Annotated in this window: 14 protein-coding genes; 8 read left to right on the plus strand and 6 right to left on the minus strand. The window is 74.1% G+C overall.

From position 1 onward, the window contains the following. Positions 1 to 2 precede the first annotated feature (2 nt). A complete protein-coding gene (locus AMK27_RS36195) occupies positions 3 to 620 on the plus strand; it encodes a class F sortase (RefSeq protein ID WP_073917817.1) in 618 nt (205 codons plus the stop codon). A gap of 63 nt (positions 621 to 683) precedes the next feature. Here the strand turns inward: AMK27_RS36195 and AMK27_RS36200 are convergent, their stop codons facing one another. From AMK27_RS36200 to AMK27_RS36205, 3 genes are read right to left on the minus strand one after another with little or no spacing between them, the layout of a single operon-like run. Then, positions 684 to 1,469, minus strand: coding sequence for a sulfite exporter TauE/SafE family protein (locus AMK27_RS36200; RefSeq protein WP_073917819.1), 786 nt, complete (start codon positions 1,467 to 1,469; stop codon positions 684 to 686). Positions 1,470 to 1,506: 37 nt separating this feature from the next. Continuing rightward, positions 1,507 to 1,716 carry a hypothetical protein gene (locus AMK27_RS42480; RefSeq protein ID WP_143204898.1) on the minus strand — a complete coding sequence of 70 codons (210 nt, stop codon included), beginning with the start codon at positions 1,714 to 1,716 and terminating at the stop codon, positions 1,507 to 1,509. Next, the gene (locus AMK27_RS36205) at positions 1,709 to 3,127 is read right to left on the minus strand and encodes a ferredoxin reductase family protein (protein WP_241847706.1); all 1,419 of its coding nucleotides are present in this window, start codon (positions 3,125 to 3,127) and stop codon (positions 1,709 to 1,711) included. Before AMK27_RS36205 ends, AMK27_RS42480 begins: the two co-directional genes overlap by 8 nt. Before the next feature lie 217 nt (positions 3,128 to 3,344). On the opposite strand from AMK27_RS36205, the gene AMK27_RS36210 reads away from it, so the two are divergent. The 6 genes from AMK27_RS36210 to AMK27_RS36235 all read left to right on the plus strand — a co-directional run bounded on the left by AMK27_RS36210 (position 3,345) and on the right by AMK27_RS36235 (position 10,533). Continuing rightward, positions 3,345 to 4,643: an NAD(P)/FAD-dependent oxidoreductase gene (locus tag AMK27_RS36210; protein ID WP_073917821.1), complete on the plus strand. Its 1,299-nt coding sequence runs from the start codon at positions 3,345 to 3,347 to the stop codon at positions 4,641 to 4,643. Then, entirely contained in the window at positions 4,640 to 7,174 is a 2,535-nt protein-coding gene (nirB, locus tag AMK27_RS36215) for a nitrite reductase large subunit NirB (protein WP_073917823.1), read from the plus strand. Before AMK27_RS36210 ends, nirB begins: the two co-directional genes overlap by 4 nt. Beyond that, on the plus strand, positions 7,171 to 7,560 hold the full coding sequence (gene nirD / locus AMK27_RS36220; protein ID WP_073917825.1) for a nitrite reductase small subunit NirD: 390 nt from the start codon (positions 7,171 to 7,173) through the stop codon (positions 7,558 to 7,560). The genes nirB and nirD overlap by 4 nt, the downstream gene beginning before the upstream one ends. 37 nt (positions 7,561 to 7,597) lie before the next feature. Beyond that, positions 7,598 to 8,182 carry a TetR/AcrR family transcriptional regulator gene (locus AMK27_RS36225; RefSeq protein WP_073917828.1) on the plus strand — a complete coding sequence of 195 codons (585 nt, stop codon included), beginning with the start codon at positions 7,598 to 7,600 and terminating at the stop codon, positions 8,180 to 8,182. Between the two features lie 269 nt (positions 8,183 to 8,451). Next, complete coding sequence (locus AMK27_RS36230; protein ID WP_274535759.1) at positions 8,452 to 9,744, plus strand: MFS transporter; 1,293 nt, start codon at positions 8,452 to 8,454, stop codon at positions 9,742 to 9,744. Positions 9,745 to 9,771: 27 nt separating this feature from the next. Further along, positions 9,772 to 10,533 carry an SDR family NAD(P)-dependent oxidoreductase gene (locus AMK27_RS36235; protein WP_073917830.1) on the plus strand — a complete coding sequence of 254 codons (762 nt, stop codon included), beginning with the start codon at positions 9,772 to 9,774 and terminating at the stop codon, positions 10,531 to 10,533. Positions 10,534 to 10,545: 12 nt separating this feature from the next. Here AMK27_RS36235 and AMK27_RS36240 read toward each other — a convergent pair whose 3' ends face one another. Both AMK27_RS36240 and AMK27_RS36245 read right to left on the minus strand, forming a co-directional pair. Next, the gene (locus tag AMK27_RS36240) at positions 10,546 to 10,959 is read right to left on the minus strand and encodes a VOC family protein (RefSeq protein WP_073917832.1); all 414 of its coding nucleotides are present in this window, start codon (positions 10,957 to 10,959) and stop codon (positions 10,546 to 10,548) included. A 125-nt stretch (positions 10,960 to 11,084) separates the two neighbouring features. After that, positions 11,085 to 11,534: a group III truncated hemoglobin gene (locus AMK27_RS36245; protein ID WP_073917834.1), complete on the minus strand. Its 450-nt coding sequence runs from the start codon at positions 11,532 to 11,534 to the stop codon at positions 11,085 to 11,087. 290 nt (positions 11,535 to 11,824) lie between these two features. Between AMK27_RS36245 and AMK27_RS36250 the strand changes: the two genes are divergently transcribed. Beyond that, a complete protein-coding gene (locus tag AMK27_RS36250; RefSeq protein ID WP_073917836.1) occupies positions 11,825 to 12,985 on the plus strand; it encodes a PhoX family protein in 1,161 nt (386 codons plus the stop codon). Between the two features lie 66 nt (positions 12,986 to 13,051). Here the strand turns inward: AMK27_RS36250 and AMK27_RS36255 are convergent, their stop codons facing one another. After that, positions 13,052 to 14,077, minus strand: coding sequence for an ArsR/SmtB family transcription factor (locus AMK27_RS36255; protein ID WP_198955997.1), 1,026 nt, complete (start codon positions 14,075 to 14,077; stop codon positions 13,052 to 13,054). Between the last annotated feature and the right edge of the window lie 83 nt (positions 14,078 to 14,160).

Below are 14,160 nucleotides of genomic sequence, written 5' to 3' on the forward strand. Positions count from 1 at the left end.
AGGTGGGCAACAGGAGCAAGGGCTGGGGCATAGCCGCGGCCGCCTGCGTCGGGCTCTGGCTCGTCCAGAACGGCTCGGAGCAGGTCACCCCGCCCGTGCCGTCGGCCGCGCAGGCCTTCGCCGCCGGGCCGAGCGTGCACACCGACGCCGCGGCCGATCCGCTGCCGCCCTCGGCCCCGGTCCGGCTGCGCATCCCCGAGACCGATGTGGACACCCCGATGATGCGGCTCGGCCTGGCCTCGGACGGTTCGCTCGGCGTACCGCCGGCCGGGAACCGGAACATGGCCGGCTGGTACGGGGACGGCACCTCGCCCGGCGCCAAGGGCACGGCGATCGTCGCGGGCCATGTCGACAACGCCGAAGGACCCGCCGTCTTCTACACGCTCGGCGCCCTGAAGAAGGGCCACCGGATCGAGGTGGACCGGGAGGACGGGCGGACCGCGGTGTTCACGGTGGACGCGGTCGAGGTCTACGGGAACAAGGACTTCCCGGACCGGAAGGTGTACGACGAGGCGAACCGCGCGGAGATCCGGGTGATCACCTGCGGCGGCGGCTTCTCGCAGAAGAACGGCTACCAGGGCAACGTGGTCGCCTTCGGGCACCTCATCGGAGTGCGGTAGCGGGGCCGGCGGCAGGCCCGGGGGCACGCCCGACGGCCGGTCGGACGGCGGGTCCGGTGGGCGTCAGGCCCACTGGTCGAAGGCGAGCTTCGCGACCAGCGAGAGCACCACCACGAGCAGCACCCCGCGCACGAACTCGGCGCCCTTGCTGAGCGCCATCCGCGCCCCGACCGTCCCGCCGATCAGGTTGAAGACCGCCATGACGGCGGCGAGCTGCCAGTACACGCTGCCCTGGTACGCGAACATCGCGAGCGCGCCCGCGTTGGTGCAGACGTTGACGATCTTCGCGGTCGCCGAGGCGGTCACCAGGTCGAGATGGAGCACCGCGGTCAGCGCGAGCACCAGGAAGGTGCCGGTGCCGGGGCCGAACAGGCCGTCGTAGAAGCCGATCCCGCCGCCGACCACGACGATCGCGGTGACGATCCGGGCCCGGGTCAGCGGCGCCCGCTCCTCCCCCTCGGCCTTCGCGCCGAACGAGGGCCGCAGCATCACGAAGGCCGCCACCGCGAGCAGGACGACCATGATCACCGGACGCAGGACGTCGCTGCTGATGCCCGCCGCGAAGAAGGCGCCCGCCATGGAGCCCGCGAGGGCGGCGAGCCCGATGCGGACCGCCGTCCAGACCCGTACGGGCGCCTTGCGGACGTAGGTGATCGCGGCCCCGGTGGTGCCGACGATCGCGACGGCCTTGTTGGTGCCGAGGATGTGCGCGGCCTGGACGTTCGGCAGCCCGAGCAGCAGGGCGGGCAGCAGGAGCAGCCCGCCGCCGCCGACCACCGCGTCGATCCAGCCCGCCACGAGCGCGGCGAGGCACAGCAGGACAAGGGTGGTCAGTGAGATGTCGGGCATGCCCGTGAGCCTAGGGAGGCGATCGTTGCCCCGTCCATCAATCTCTGGAGAGTTGAGCTACGTCTGAGCTTGCGGCGCCCGGACCGCGGTCCGGAGCCGGCGGCGCGGCCGGGGTGACGGAGGCCGTGAGGAGGGTTCCGGCGAGCGCCCCGGCGCCGAGGAGGGCGGCGGCGAGCAGGCGCCGGGCCTGTTCGGCGGAACGGACGCGCGGGACGCGGGGGACGCGGGGAGCGCCGTGTCTAGGCATGGTCGAAGTCCTCGCTGTGGATGCGGGAGGCCGGCACCCCGGCCCGGATCAGGTTGGCGGTGGCGGCGCGGGCCATGGCGGGCGGCCCGCAGAGGTAGACGTCGTGGGCGGCGAGGTCCGGCACCAGATGGCGCAGGGCGCGCGGCGCGAGGGGGTCGAAGGAGTCGTCGGAGCGGCCCAGGAGGAAGTGCAGGGCGGCCTGCCGTTCGTGGGCGATGACCTCCAGCTCCTCCCGCAGGACGACTCCGGCGGCGTCCGAGGCCCGGTAGAGGAGCGTCACGTCGCCCGGCCCGCCGGGCAGCGTCTCGAACAGGGTGCGGAGCGGGGTGATGCCGACGCCTCCGGCGAGCAGCAGCACCTTGCGGCGGGTGCGGCGGTGGGCGGTGAGCGCGCCGAACGGGCCGGACGCGAGGACCCGGACGCCCGGGCGGAGCCGCCGGATGCGGCGGGTGTGGTCGCCGCACGCCTTGACGGTGATCCGCAGGGTGTCGTCGCGGACGGGCGCGGAGAGCGAGAAGGGCAGGGCGGTCGCCCAGAGCCCGCGCCGCAGGAAGCGCCAGCGGAAGAACTGGCCGGGCTCGGCGCACAGCCGGGCCACTCCCCTGCCCCGGACGAGCACCGAGACGACGCCCGGTCCCTCGTCGCGGACCTCGACGACCCGCAGCTCGTGGCGGAGGGCGGCGCGGACCGGGACGACGAGCCGGTACCAGAGGAGGAGGACGGCGACGGTGCCGTGGGCCATCGACCAGGCCCAGCGGACGAGGAGGCTGTCGGCGATGTCGGGTCCGGCGAGCTGGTGGACGAAGCCGAGGGCGGCGGCGAGCAGCGCGCCGAGGTGGACGGCCCGCCAGACCTCGTGCCGGACCCGGCGCCGTACGGCCCGGGCGGAGGTGACACCGACGGCGACGAAGAGGACGGTGCCGGCGGTGGCGGCGGCGATCGCCCCGTACGACAGGAGGCCGCCGGTGGCGGTGACGAGGTCGGTGCGGGTGTGCACGGCGTAACCGCAGAGCGCGAGGAGCGCGTGCGCGCCGATCAGGCCGAGGACGTACCGGCCGCCGAGGGCGTGCCAGCGGGCGAGCCGGTCGGCTCCGACGCCGTGCTCGACGGCCGGGACGCGGGCCATGAGCAGCAGCAGGACGAGGACGCCGTACCCGGCGAGCAGACCGGTCAGGTGCGCGCCGGACGCGAAGAAGGCGTCGAGGCGGGCGGAGGGCCGGGCCTGCACACCCCAGAGCAGGGCGACGGCCCCGGCGCCGCCCAGGATCGCGGTCCGCAGGCGGTCGGGGGCGAGCCGCAGGACGGGCAGGGGCGGGGCGGGTGCGCGCCGCGCGGGGGCCGGCGGCGGGGCCGGTTCGGCGCGGTGGGGTCGGAGGGGTACGTAGAGAGGATGGCTGGCCTCGGTGGTCACATCCGGCACAGTAGGTCCGCCCGTATACGGGAATCCGCAGCTCAGCTCCCTCCTTCCGATCCTTAAGCCTGACTTGAGCCGAGCCTGACCACCGGTTAATCCTGACGGCCGGCCCGCCCGGCCTCACAGCGGACGGGGGCGGGCACGGAGATCAGCGTTCCGTACGGGAAACAGTCGGGATGCCGTCGGGTAACACCGGCCGCGCACGCTTCCCGGTATGAGTACACGGATCGTGGTGGTCGGGGGCGGAACGGCGGGCGCCCGGCTCGCCCAGCGCCTGCCCGTCACCCTCCTCGGCGAGGAGCCGCGCGCCCCGTACAACCGGGTGCTGCTGGCCGACGTCCTCGCCGGGCGGTACGCCCCCGAGGTGATCGCCCTGCCCGGGACCCGCGAGCCGGCCCGGCTCGGGGTGCGGGCCGTGCGGATCGACCGGGCGGCGCGGACGGTGGAGTGCGCGGACGGTTCGCTCGTCGGCTACGACCGCCTGGTCCTGGCCACCGGCTCCAACCCGGTGCTCCCGCCGCTGCGCGGACTGCGCGGCCCGGGAGGCGCGGAACCTCCGGAGGGCGTCCACGCCTTCCGTACCCTCGACGACTGCCTGGCGCTGCGCGACCGGGTGCGGCCGGGGACGCGGGCGGTGGTCGTCGGCGGCGGGCTGCTCGGGGTCTCGGCGGCACGGGCGCTGGCCGCGCTGGGCGCGGAGGTGGTGCTCACCCAGCAGGGCGAGCGCCTGATGGAGCGCCAGCTGGACGCGACCGCCTCGCACCTGCTGCGCGAGCACGTCGAGTCGCTCGGGGTCGAGGTGCACACCGAGTGCCGGGTGAGCGGTCTGCGGCAGCGGGACAGCGAGGTGACCGCGGTCGAACTGGCCGACGGCTTCGTCCTCGACGCGCGGGTCGTGGTCCTGGCGTGCGGGGTCCGCCCCCGGGTGGCCCTGGCGCGGGAGGCGGGGCTCGCGGTCGGGACGGGGATCGTGGTGGACGACGAGCTCCGGACGTCCGACCCGTACATCCACGCGATCGGCGACTGCGCGGAACACAGGGGAAGGGTCTACGGCCTGGCGGGCCCGGCCCTGGACCAGGCGGACGCGCTGACGGCCGTCCTGCTGGCCGGGACGGCCGCGCCGACGCCGTGCGGGCCCTCGTCGCGCCGGGCGGAACGGCCGCCCGCCCCGGGCGCGGAGGCGGGCGCGGCCCCCGCGGACACCGGGCCCGCCACCGGCTACAGCGGCACCCGCGCCCTCACCCGCCTCACCCTCGGCGGCGCCCGGCCCCTCGACCTCGCCGCCTTCGGCGACACCACCGCCCTCCCAGGCGACGACGTCGTCCAGCTCACCGACGCCACCCGCCGCTCCCACCGCAAGGTCGTCGTCCGCGGGGACCGCCTCGTCGGTGGCGTCCTCCTCGGCGATCTGGCCGCCGTCGGCACGCTCGCCCGGGCCTGGGAGGGCGACGAAGCCCTGCCCGACGAGGCCCCCCTGCTGCACCTGCTCACCCACGACGGAGGCTCCTCATGACCACCCCCACCATCGTCCTGGTCGGCCACGGAATGGTCGGCCAGCGGTTCCTGGAGTCGCTCGCCGACCGCGGTGTCACCGAGCGGGCCAGGATCGTCGTCCTCTGCGAGGAGCCGCGCCCCGCCTACGACCGCGTCCAGCTGACCTCGTACTTCGCCGGGAAGACCCCGGACGACCTGTCGATGGTCGAGGCGGGCTTCATGGAGAAGCACGGCATCGAGCTGTACGTGGGCGACGCGGCGGAGTCCGTGGACCGGGAGGCCCGTACGGTCACCGCCCGCTCCGGCCGGGTCTTCGCCTACGACGCGCTCGTCCTCGCCACCGGCTCGTACCCCTTCGTGCCGCCCGTCCCCGGCAAGGACGCCCGCGGCTGCTTCGTGTACCGGACGATCGAGGACCTCCTCGCCATCGAGGAGTACGCGAGGACGGCGACGACCGGCGCGGTCGTCGGCGGCGGCCTGCTCGGCCTGGAGGCGGCCGGCGCGCTGAAGGGCCTCGGACTCGACACCCACGTCGTGGAGTTCGCGCCGCGGCTGATGCCGGTGCAGGTCGACGAGGGCGGCGGCGCGGCGCTGCTGCGCACGATCGAGCGGATGGGTCTGACCGTCCACACCGGGACGGGGACGCAGGAGGTGCTGACGGCGGACGGCTCGGTCACGGGCATGAGGCTGTCGGACGGCTCCGAACTGGCCACGGACCTGGTCGTGTTCTCGGCCGGTGTACGGCCCAGGGACCAGCTGGCCCGCGACTGCGGCCTGGCCGTCGGGGAGCGCGGCGGGATCGCGGTCGACGAGCGGTGCCGCACCTCGGACCCGGCGGTCTTCGCGATCGGCGAGTGCGCCCTCGCCTCGGACGGGCGGGTCTACGGCCTGGTGGCGCCGGGCTACGAGATGGCGCAGACGGTGGCCGCGACCCTGGCGGAGGAGGCGGGCGAGGACGACGGCTTCACCGGCGCCGACATGTCGACGAAGCTGAAGCTGCTCGGCGTGGACGTCGCGTCCTTCGGCGACGCGCACGGCACGGCCGAGGGCTGCCTCGACGTCGTCTACTCCGACTCCCGCTCGGGCGTCTACAAGAAGCTTGTGGTGAGCGGCGACGGCGTCCTCCTGGGCGGTGTCCTGGTCGGCGACGCCGAGCAGTACGGTCTGCTGCGCCCGCTCACCGGGACGGTCCCGCCGGTCTCCCCCGAGCAGCTGGTCCTCCCGGCGGGCGCGGGCGCACCGGTGGCTCTGGGGCCCTCGGCCCTGCCGGACGACGCGGTGATCTGCTCCTGCCACAACGTGACGAAGCACGCGATCGGCCAGTGCTCCTCGCTCGCCGAGGTGAAGAAGTGCACCAAGGCCGGTACGGGCTGCGGCAGTTGCGTGAAGGTCATCGAGAAGCTGCTGCCCGCGCCGGCCGAGAAGGGCCTGTGCGGCTGCTTCCCGTACACCCGGAGCGAGCTGTACGAGATCGCCCGCACCCTGCGGGCGACGTCGTTCGCCGCGCTGCTCGACTCGCACGGGCGGGAGGGGGCCCGCGGCGGGGAGGGCTGCGAGGTCTGCAAGCCGACCGTCGGATCGATCCTCGCCTCCCTCAACAACGGCTACATCCTGGACGGCGAGCAGGCCTCCCTCCAGGACACCAACGACCACTTCCTCGCCAACATGCAGCGCAACGGCTCGTACTCGGTCGTGCCGCGGATCCCCGGCGGTGAGATCACCCCGGACAAGCTGATCGTGATCGGCGAGGTGGCCCGCGACTTCGGCCTCTACACGAAGATCACCGGCGGCCAGCGGATCGACCTCTTCGGCGCCCGGGTGGACCAGCTCCCGTCGATCTGGACCCGGCTGGTGGACGCGGGCTTCGAGTCCGGGCACGCGTACGGCAAGGCGCTGCGCACGATCAAGTCCTGCGTGGGGCAGACCTGGTGCCGGTACGGCGTCCAGGACTCGGTGAAGATGGCGATCCGGCTGGAGCTGCGCTACCGGGGCCTGCGCGCCCCGCACAAGCTCAAGTCGGCCGTCTCCGGCTGCGCCCGCGAGTGCGCGGAGGCGCAGTCGAAGGACTTCGGGATCATCGCCACGGCGAGCGGCTGGAACCTGTACGTCGGCGGGAACGGCGGCGCGACCCCGCGCCACGCCGACCTGCTCGCCCAGGACCTCTCCGACGCCGAACTGGTGCGCCTGATCGACCGGTTCCTGATGTTCTACATCCGGACGGCGGACCGCCTGGAGCGGACATCGACCTGGCTGGAGCGCCTGGAGGGCGGGCTCGACCACCTCAAGGACGTGGTGGTGCACGACTCGCTCGGGCTCTGCGACGAGCTGGAGGCGCTGATGGCGGCGCACGTCGCCGACTACCAGGACGAGTGGGCGCAGACCCTGGACGACCCGGAGCGGCTGCGGCGCTTCGTCTCCTTCGTGAACGCCCCGGAGGCACCGGACCCCTCGGTCCGCTTCGTCCCGGAGCGCGACCAGATCAAGCCGGACCTCACGATCCTGACGCTCGGCAGGACGAACAGCACGCTGGAAGGGGCTTCCTCCCGATGACGACCCTCACGACACCCGCGACTCCTCCCTCTCCTCCCTCTCCCCCCTCTCCCGCCACGACGATCCTCCAGATCTCCCCCGGGCCCGGTTCCTGGGTGACGGTCTGCGAGGAGGAGCGGCTGACCCCGGGCCGGGGCGTGGCGGCACTGCTGCCGGACGGACGGCAGGTGGCGGTGTTCCGTGACCGCTCGGGGCGTACGTACGCGATCGACAACCGCGACCCGTTCACGGGGGCGCAGGTACTGTCCCGGGGGCTCGTCGGTACGGCGGAGGGGCGGCCGTTCGTGGCCTCGCCGCTCCTGAAGCAGCGCTTCGACCTGGAGTCGGGGCGGTGCCTGGACGACGAGGAGGTCGCGGTGGCGGTGTATCCGGTACGGGCGAAGTAACTTGACCGATCGTTCCAGATAGTCGTACGGTCTCCCGGTGGCCAGGACCAAGGAATTCGACCCCGACGCCGCGCTCCAGGCCGCCCTCGACCTGTTCTGGGCGCGCGGCTACGAGGCGACGACGATGTCGGACCTCGTGGAGCACCTCGGCGTGGGCCGGGCCAGCATCTACGCGACCTTCGGCAACAAGCACGCGCTGTACCTGAAGGCGATGGACCGCTACCTGGAGACCCGCGACCCGCGGGCCGTCGAGGAGCTGTCCGCACCGGGCCCGGCCCTGCCGGCCGTCCGCGCGTTCGTCCGCCGCTTCGCCGCCGAGGCGTCCACCGACGACGAGCGGCTGAACGGCTGCTTCGTCACCAACTCGGCGGCGGAGCTGGGGCCGCACGACACGGCGGTGGCCCGCCGGGTCGAGCTCAGCTGGGAGCAGATCGAGACGCTCCTGCACGGGGCGCTCGCCCGGGCACGCGCCGGGGGCGAGCTCCCGGCGGACCGGGACCCGCGCGCCCTGGCGCGCATGCTCCTGGTCCTGCTGCAGGGGATCCGCGTGGTCGGCAAGGCGTCGAGCGACCCGGCCAGGGTCCGGGACGCGGCGGAGCAGGCCCTGCGCCTGCTGGACTGAGGTCGCGGATCAGCGGAAAGGGCGCCCACGGGGGGCGCCCTTTCTTCGGGGCTCATTCTGGAACGTACGGTCAAATATAGGGGGACGGAATGTCATCGACGACGACGCGGGAATCCGCCGGAGGCGAGTGCCGCACGGCGGGGAGCGGGACAGCGGGGAGCGGGACAGCGGGGAGCCGCACGGCAGGGAGCCCTACACCCGGGAGCCGCACACCCGGCCGCCGCACCCGCGAGCTCCGCACCCGCGGAGGCTTCGCCCTCCTCGCCGCCGTGCAGATGACCCTCATCTTCACGCTCGCCTCCCTCGCCGTCCCCCTCCCCCGCATCGGCACCGAGTTCCGTCTCGACCGCGCCCAGTTGATCCTGCTCAGCGCCGCGTACGGCCTGACCTTCGCCGGTCTGCTGCTCTTCGGCGGGCGGCTCGCCGACCGCTTCGGCGGGCGCCGGACCCTCACCGCGGGGCTGCTGGTCTTCGGCGCCGCCTCCGCGCTCGCGCCGCTCACCCCCGGATACGAGGCGCTGCTCGGCGCCCGGTTCGGGCAGGGCGTCGGCGCCGCGCTCGTCGCCCCGGCGGCGATGGCGGTGCTCCGGTCCCTGTTCCCCGAACCGGCCGCGTACGGCAGGGCGATGGCCACCTGGGGCGGCCTGTCCGTGCTGGGCGCCACCGCCGGGAACCTGCTCTCGGGGGTGATCGCCGCGGCCGCGTCCTGGCGCGGCACGTTCGCGGTCCCGGTGGCGGTGGCCGTCGCGGCCCTGCTCCTGGCACCGCGCGTGCTGCCGGGGACCGCACCCCGAGGCGGCCCCGCGGCGGCGGGCCGGTCCCTCGACCTCCCCGGCGCCCTGCTCGCCACCGCCGGGATCACCCTCGCCAGCCTCGGGCTCGTCCTCACCGACGCCCACGCCTGGGGCTCCGCCCCGGTCCTCGTCCCCCTCCTGGCGGGTCTCGTCCTGCTGGCCGCCTTCGGGGCGGTCGAGCGGCGCACCGCCGACCCGCTGCTGCCCCCGGACTTCCTGCGCGACCGGCGCCGGGGGCTCGGCCTGGCGGCGATCGGTCTCACGGCGACCGGCATGGCGGGCGTCTTCATCCTGCTCTCCCTCTCGTTCCAGCAGCAGCGCGGCTGGGACGAGCTGCGGGCCTCCGCCGCCTTCGTGCCCTTCGCGGCCGTCCTGCTGGCCTCGGGGCGGCTGGCGGGCCCGCTGATCCGGCGGTACGGCCCCGGGCGCGTGACCGCGACCGGGCTCGGGACGGCGGCGGCCGGACTCGCGCTGCTCGCCGCGACCGGGTTCGACGCCTCGGTGCCGTACGCGTACGGACTGCTCCCCGGCCTGCTCCTGCTGCCGGCCGGCGGCGCCCTGTCCTTCTCCGCCGCCGCCGTCCTGACCACCGAGGGCGTCCCGGCGCACCGGGCGGGGCTGGCGGGCGGCGTCCTGAACACGGCGATGGAACTCGGCCCGACCGTGGTCTTCGCCGCCCTGCTCACCCTCGGCGGGGACGCGGTGTCCCTGGCGGCGGCCGCCGCCCTCTTCACCGCACTCGCCGTCCTCACGATCCGCGTCAAGTAGCCAGCACTCACAAGGGAGTCGACTCACATGAACGCACGCTTCACCGACCGCGTCGCCCTCGTCACCGGGGCCGGTTCGGGTCTCGGCCGGGCCATCGCGCTCGCCTTCGCCGCGGAGGGCGCGAAGGTCGTCGTCGCCGGCCGTACCGCCGAGCCCCTGGAGGGGACGGTCGCCCTGATCGAGGCCGCCGGGGGCACCGCCACCGCCGTCACGGCCGATGTCGCCGACGCCGGGTCCGTACGCGAGCTGGTCCGGCGCACGGTCGAGGTGTACGGCGGCCTCGACGTGGCCGTGAACAACGCGGGGGTCTTCCGGGGCGGCCACAGCGCCGCCGACTTCCCCCTCGACGACTGGCGGACGCTGCTCGACATCAACGTCACGGGGGTGCTGCACGCCCTGCAGGCCGAGGTCGCGCACATGCGGGCGCACGGCGGCGGGGCGATCGTGAACATCGCGTCGAACCTGGGCCCGCACGTCCGGATCCCGGGAGTCTTCGGCTACCAGGTCTCGAAGGCCGCCGTGTCGGCGCTGACCAGGGCCGCCGCCCTGGACCACATCGCCGACGGGGTCCGCATCAACGCGGTCAGCCCCGGCGCCTCGGAGTCCGCGATGTCGCTGCGGCCCGGCGAGACGGAGGCCGATCGGGAGGTCCGGATGAAGCAGGAGTCCCCGCTGGGCCGGATCTCGTCCGCCGCCGAGGTGGCGGCGGCCGTGCTGTACCTCGCCTCGGACGCGGCCGGCTCCGCCGTCGGCACGGACCTGGTGATCGACGGCGGCGTCTCCGCCTGACGCGCGCGGGGCTCAGCCCTGGGCGGCCGCCGGGTCCATCCAGAAGACCTCCCAGTGGTGGCCGTCCAGGTCCGTGAAGGAGCGGCCGTACATGAAGCCCATGTCCATCGGCTCCTTCGCGGGGGTGCCGCCGGCGGCGAGGGCGGCGTCGGCGAGCTCGTCGCACCGCTCACGGCTCTCGGCGCTCAGGGTGACCAGGACCTCGGTGGCCTTGGTGGCGTCGGAGACCTCCTTGCCGGGGGCCATGAAGGAGCGGAACTTCTCCTCTTCGAGGAGCATCGCGAAGATCGTGTCGCTGAAGACCACACAGGCGGTCGACTCGTCGCTGAACTGCGGGTTGTGGGAGAAGCCGAGCTTCTCGAAGAAGGCCCTGCTGGCGTCGACACTCTTGACGGGCAGGTTCACGAAGATCATCTGCGGGGCCATGGTGTGCTCTCTCTTCCCTTGCGGTCGCTCCGGTCGCTCCGGCGGCTCCGGTGCTTCGGCGCTTTCAAGAGGTAGGACGGGCGTCCCGCCCGTAACTCATCGCTCTCCCGAAGATTCTTTTTCGCTCAGGCGGCGGAGCGCAGCTCAAGGGCCGCCAACGGTACGAACCCGCCGCCCGTGCCCTCCGTGCCGGCCGCCGGCCCGGCGAGGCGCCGCAGCATCGCGAGGGCGATCCGCTCGCCCTGGGCCTTGGCCCGCCCGGCCAGCGGCCCGGCGTGGAGGCCGTCGACGGCGGCGTGCCAGAGCTGGACCCAGCGCCCGAAGTGGGCGGCGGTGAGGGGCCGGGCGGAGTGGAGCGCGGCGTGCGGCGCGAAGGCGTCCCGCCCGTAGTCGGCGGTACGGAAGAGGGCGCGCTCCCAGAAGTCGGTGATGCGCGGCAGATGCGCCTCGAGATCGGTCCCGGCGACCTCGGTGAAGAACGGCCCGATGAGCGGGTCGGCGAAGGCGGCGCGGTAGAAGCGCCGCAGCACGACGTCGAGGTCGTGTCGGCCGCTGATGTCCCGGGTGGCGCGCATGCCCCCAGTGTCCCTCCTGTGCGGGACCGCCCGTAGAGCCGAACGTCCTCTCCCCCTCGCGCGCCGTCCCTCGCGCGCCCCCTCCCCCGCGCGTGCCGTCCCCCGCGGGCCCCCTCCTCCGCACGCCGGCCCGGGCGCCCCGTCCGGCGGGGCCCCGCCCCGTACCCGCCTCTTCCTCTTCACCGGTTGTTGATGCACAGTCAATTCCGTACTCCTAGTTTCCGGAAGCGCGCGACCCCGTCGCCGACCGGACTGACGGGGCGGTTCACCACCCTTCTCAGGAGTGAGACGTGGAGCGACGCAGTTTTCTGCGCGGAGCGGTCATCGGTACGTCGGCGGCGGCCTTCGGCGGCACCCTGATGCACGGCGCCGCCTACGCGGCCCCCGCGCAGCCCGGCGCCGGCCCCTACGGCGCGCTCGGCGCGGCCGACGCCAACGGCATCCTGCTGCCCGCCGGTTTCACCAGCCGGGTGATCGCGCGGTCGGGCCAGACCGTGCCCGGCACCTCGTACACCTGGCACAGCGCCCCCGACGGCGGCGCGTGCTTCGCCGACGGGACCGGCTGGATCTACGTGTCCAACTCGGAGATCAACCCGAGCGGCGGCGCGAGCGCGGTGCGCTTCAGCTCGACCGGGGCCGTCACCGGCGCGTACCGCGTCCTGTCGGGCACCCGGCAGAACTGCGCGGGCGGCAGGACCCCGTGGAACACCTGGCTGTCCTGCGAGGAGGTCAGCCTCGGATACGTCTACGAGACCGACCCGTACGGGGTGAACGCGGCCGTCCGGCGGGACGCCATGGGCCGCTTCAAGCACGAGGCCGCCGCCGCCGACCCGGTCCGCAAGGTCGTCTACCTCACCGAGGACGAGACGAACGGCTGCTTCTACCGCTTCATCCCCACCACCTGGGGGAACCTCTCCGCCGGCACCCTCCAGGTGCTGGTCGCGGGCTCCGCCGCGAGCGGCTCCTTCACCTGGCAGAACGTGCCGGACCCGGACGGCTCCCCGACCGCGACCCGCAGCCAGGTCTCGGGCGCGAAGAAGTTCAACGGCGGCGAGGGCTGCCACTACGCCAACGACACCGTCTGGTTCACCACCAAGGGCGACAACCGCCTCTGGCAGCTCAACCTCGCCGCCAACACCTACGAGCTGGCGTACGACGACTCGCTCGTGCCGAGCGGCGCCGCCCCGCTCACCGGTGTCGACAACGTCACGGGCTCCTCCTCCGGCGACCTGTTCATCGCCGAGGACGGCGGCAACATGGAGATCTGCGTCATCACCCCGGACGACGTCGTCGCCCCGTTCCTGCGGATCAACGGCCAGTCCTCCTCGGAGATCACCGGCCCCGCCTTCTCCCCCGACGGCAGGCGGCTGTACTTCTCCAGCCAGCGCGGCACGAGCGGCAGTTCCTCCGGCGGCATCACGTACGAGGTGACGGGCCCGTTCCGCGCCTGACGCCCGCCCCCGGGCCCCCGAGGGTGACGTGGGGGCCCGTCCCGCGCGCGGCACCCGCCCCGGACCCTACGAGGTGACCGGGGGCCCGTTCCGCGCGTAGCACCGCAGATCCACCGTCCGTTGGGCGCCGCCGAGCAGGGCGGCGCCCAACGGCGTCAGGGTGTGCAGGACCGCGTTCCCGTGCCGCAGCGTCGCGATGAGCCCCGCCTCGCGCAGCACGGCCGCGTGCTGGCTCGCCGAGGCCAGCGACACCCCGGCCCGGCGGGCGAGCTCGCTCGTCGTACCGCCGTCGCCGATGGCGTGCAGGACCGCCGAGCGGGTCTGGCCGACCAGCTTGGCGAGCGAGGAGCCGCCCGGCGCGCGCACGGTCGGCGCCTCGCCGTGGGTGACGGGGTAGACGAGGACCGGCGGCAGCGCGGGGTCGCGCAGCACCACGGGGGTCCCCCGGCAGAAGTACGAGGGCTGGAGCAGCAGCCCCCGCCCGTCGAGGTGGACGTCCCGGTCGACCGGGTAGTCGGCCTCCAGGACGGGCGCGCGCCAGCGCAGCATCGGCGGCAGCGAGGCGAGGAGTTCGTCGGCGCCGCCGTCCAGGAGCGCCCGGCCGCGCTGGGCCCGGTCGGCCTCGACGCGGGCCCTGATGTGCGGCCAGTACGGCTCCACGGCGGCCCGGTGGTAGCTCCGCAGCGCCCCCACGAGCCGGTCGAAGGGCTCCGCGCCGCCGTCGGCGAGGGCCCGCAGCGAATGGGGCACGGTCCGCCCGCCGGAGCGGTGCGCGGCGAGCAGCGAGAGTTCGCCGCGCAGCCGGCCGGAGTCGGTCGCGCGGATCGCCTCCAGGCCCTCGTCGAGCCCGTGGACGCCCTCGGCGGGCGTCAGGAAGTCGGGGAAATAGCCGCGGCTCGGAACGAGCGCGGCGAGCAGCCTGGTCTCACCACCGAGCCGCATCCGGGTTTCGGAGCGCCATTCTCCGAAGACGACCGGGCTGCGCCGGTCCCTTAAACGGTGAAAGCTGAGAATCGTTTCCCACAGAACATCGGGCCGGGCGGCGGTCCGCACCCCCGCCAGGTCGTTTCCGGTGAAATGAATCCGCAGCATGACGTCCCCACCTGTGCACTCGCAACCACCCCCGACGACGAGTATGCACAGCATCACTGCACGTTACCAGGGTGTTTCAGCCA

This window comes from Streptomyces sp. CB02009, from assembly GCF_001905825.1.
Lineage (GTDB): Bacteria > Actinomycetota > Actinomycetes > Streptomycetales > Streptomycetaceae > Streptomyces.

Coding starts and splice junctions, on each gene's coding strand:
- AMK27_RS36240 (WP_073917832.1), bottom strand. CDS start 10,959: ATGGCCCCGCAGATGATCTTCGTGAACCTGCCCGTCAAGAGTGTCGAC.
- nirD (WP_073917825.1), top strand. CDS start 7,171: ATGACGACCCTCACGACACCCGCGACTCCTCCCTCTCCTCCCTCTCCC.
- AMK27_RS36245 (WP_073917834.1), bottom strand. CDS start 11,534: ATGCGCGCCACCCGGGACATCAGCGGCCGACACGACCTCGACGTCGTG.
- AMK27_RS36200 (WP_073917819.1), bottom strand. CDS start 1,469: ATGCCCGACATCTCACTGACCACCCTTGTCCTGCTGTGCCTCGCCGCG.
- AMK27_RS36210 (WP_073917821.1), top strand. CDS start 3,345: ATGAGTACACGGATCGTGGTGGTCGGGGGCGGAACGGCGGGCGCCCGG.
- AMK27_RS36235 (WP_073917830.1), top strand. CDS start 9,772: ATGAACGCACGCTTCACCGACCGCGTCGCCCTCGTCACCGGGGCCGGT.
- AMK27_RS36255 (WP_198955997.1), bottom strand. CDS start 14,077: ATGCTGCGGATTCATTTCACCGGAAACGACCTGGCGGGGGTGCGGACC.
- AMK27_RS42480 (WP_143204898.1), bottom strand. CDS start 1,716: ATGCCTAGACACGGCGCTCCCCGCGTCCCCCGCGTCCCGCGCGTCCGT.
- nirB (WP_073917823.1), top strand. CDS start 4,640: ATGACCACCCCCACCATCGTCCTGGTCGGCCACGGAATGGTCGGCCAG.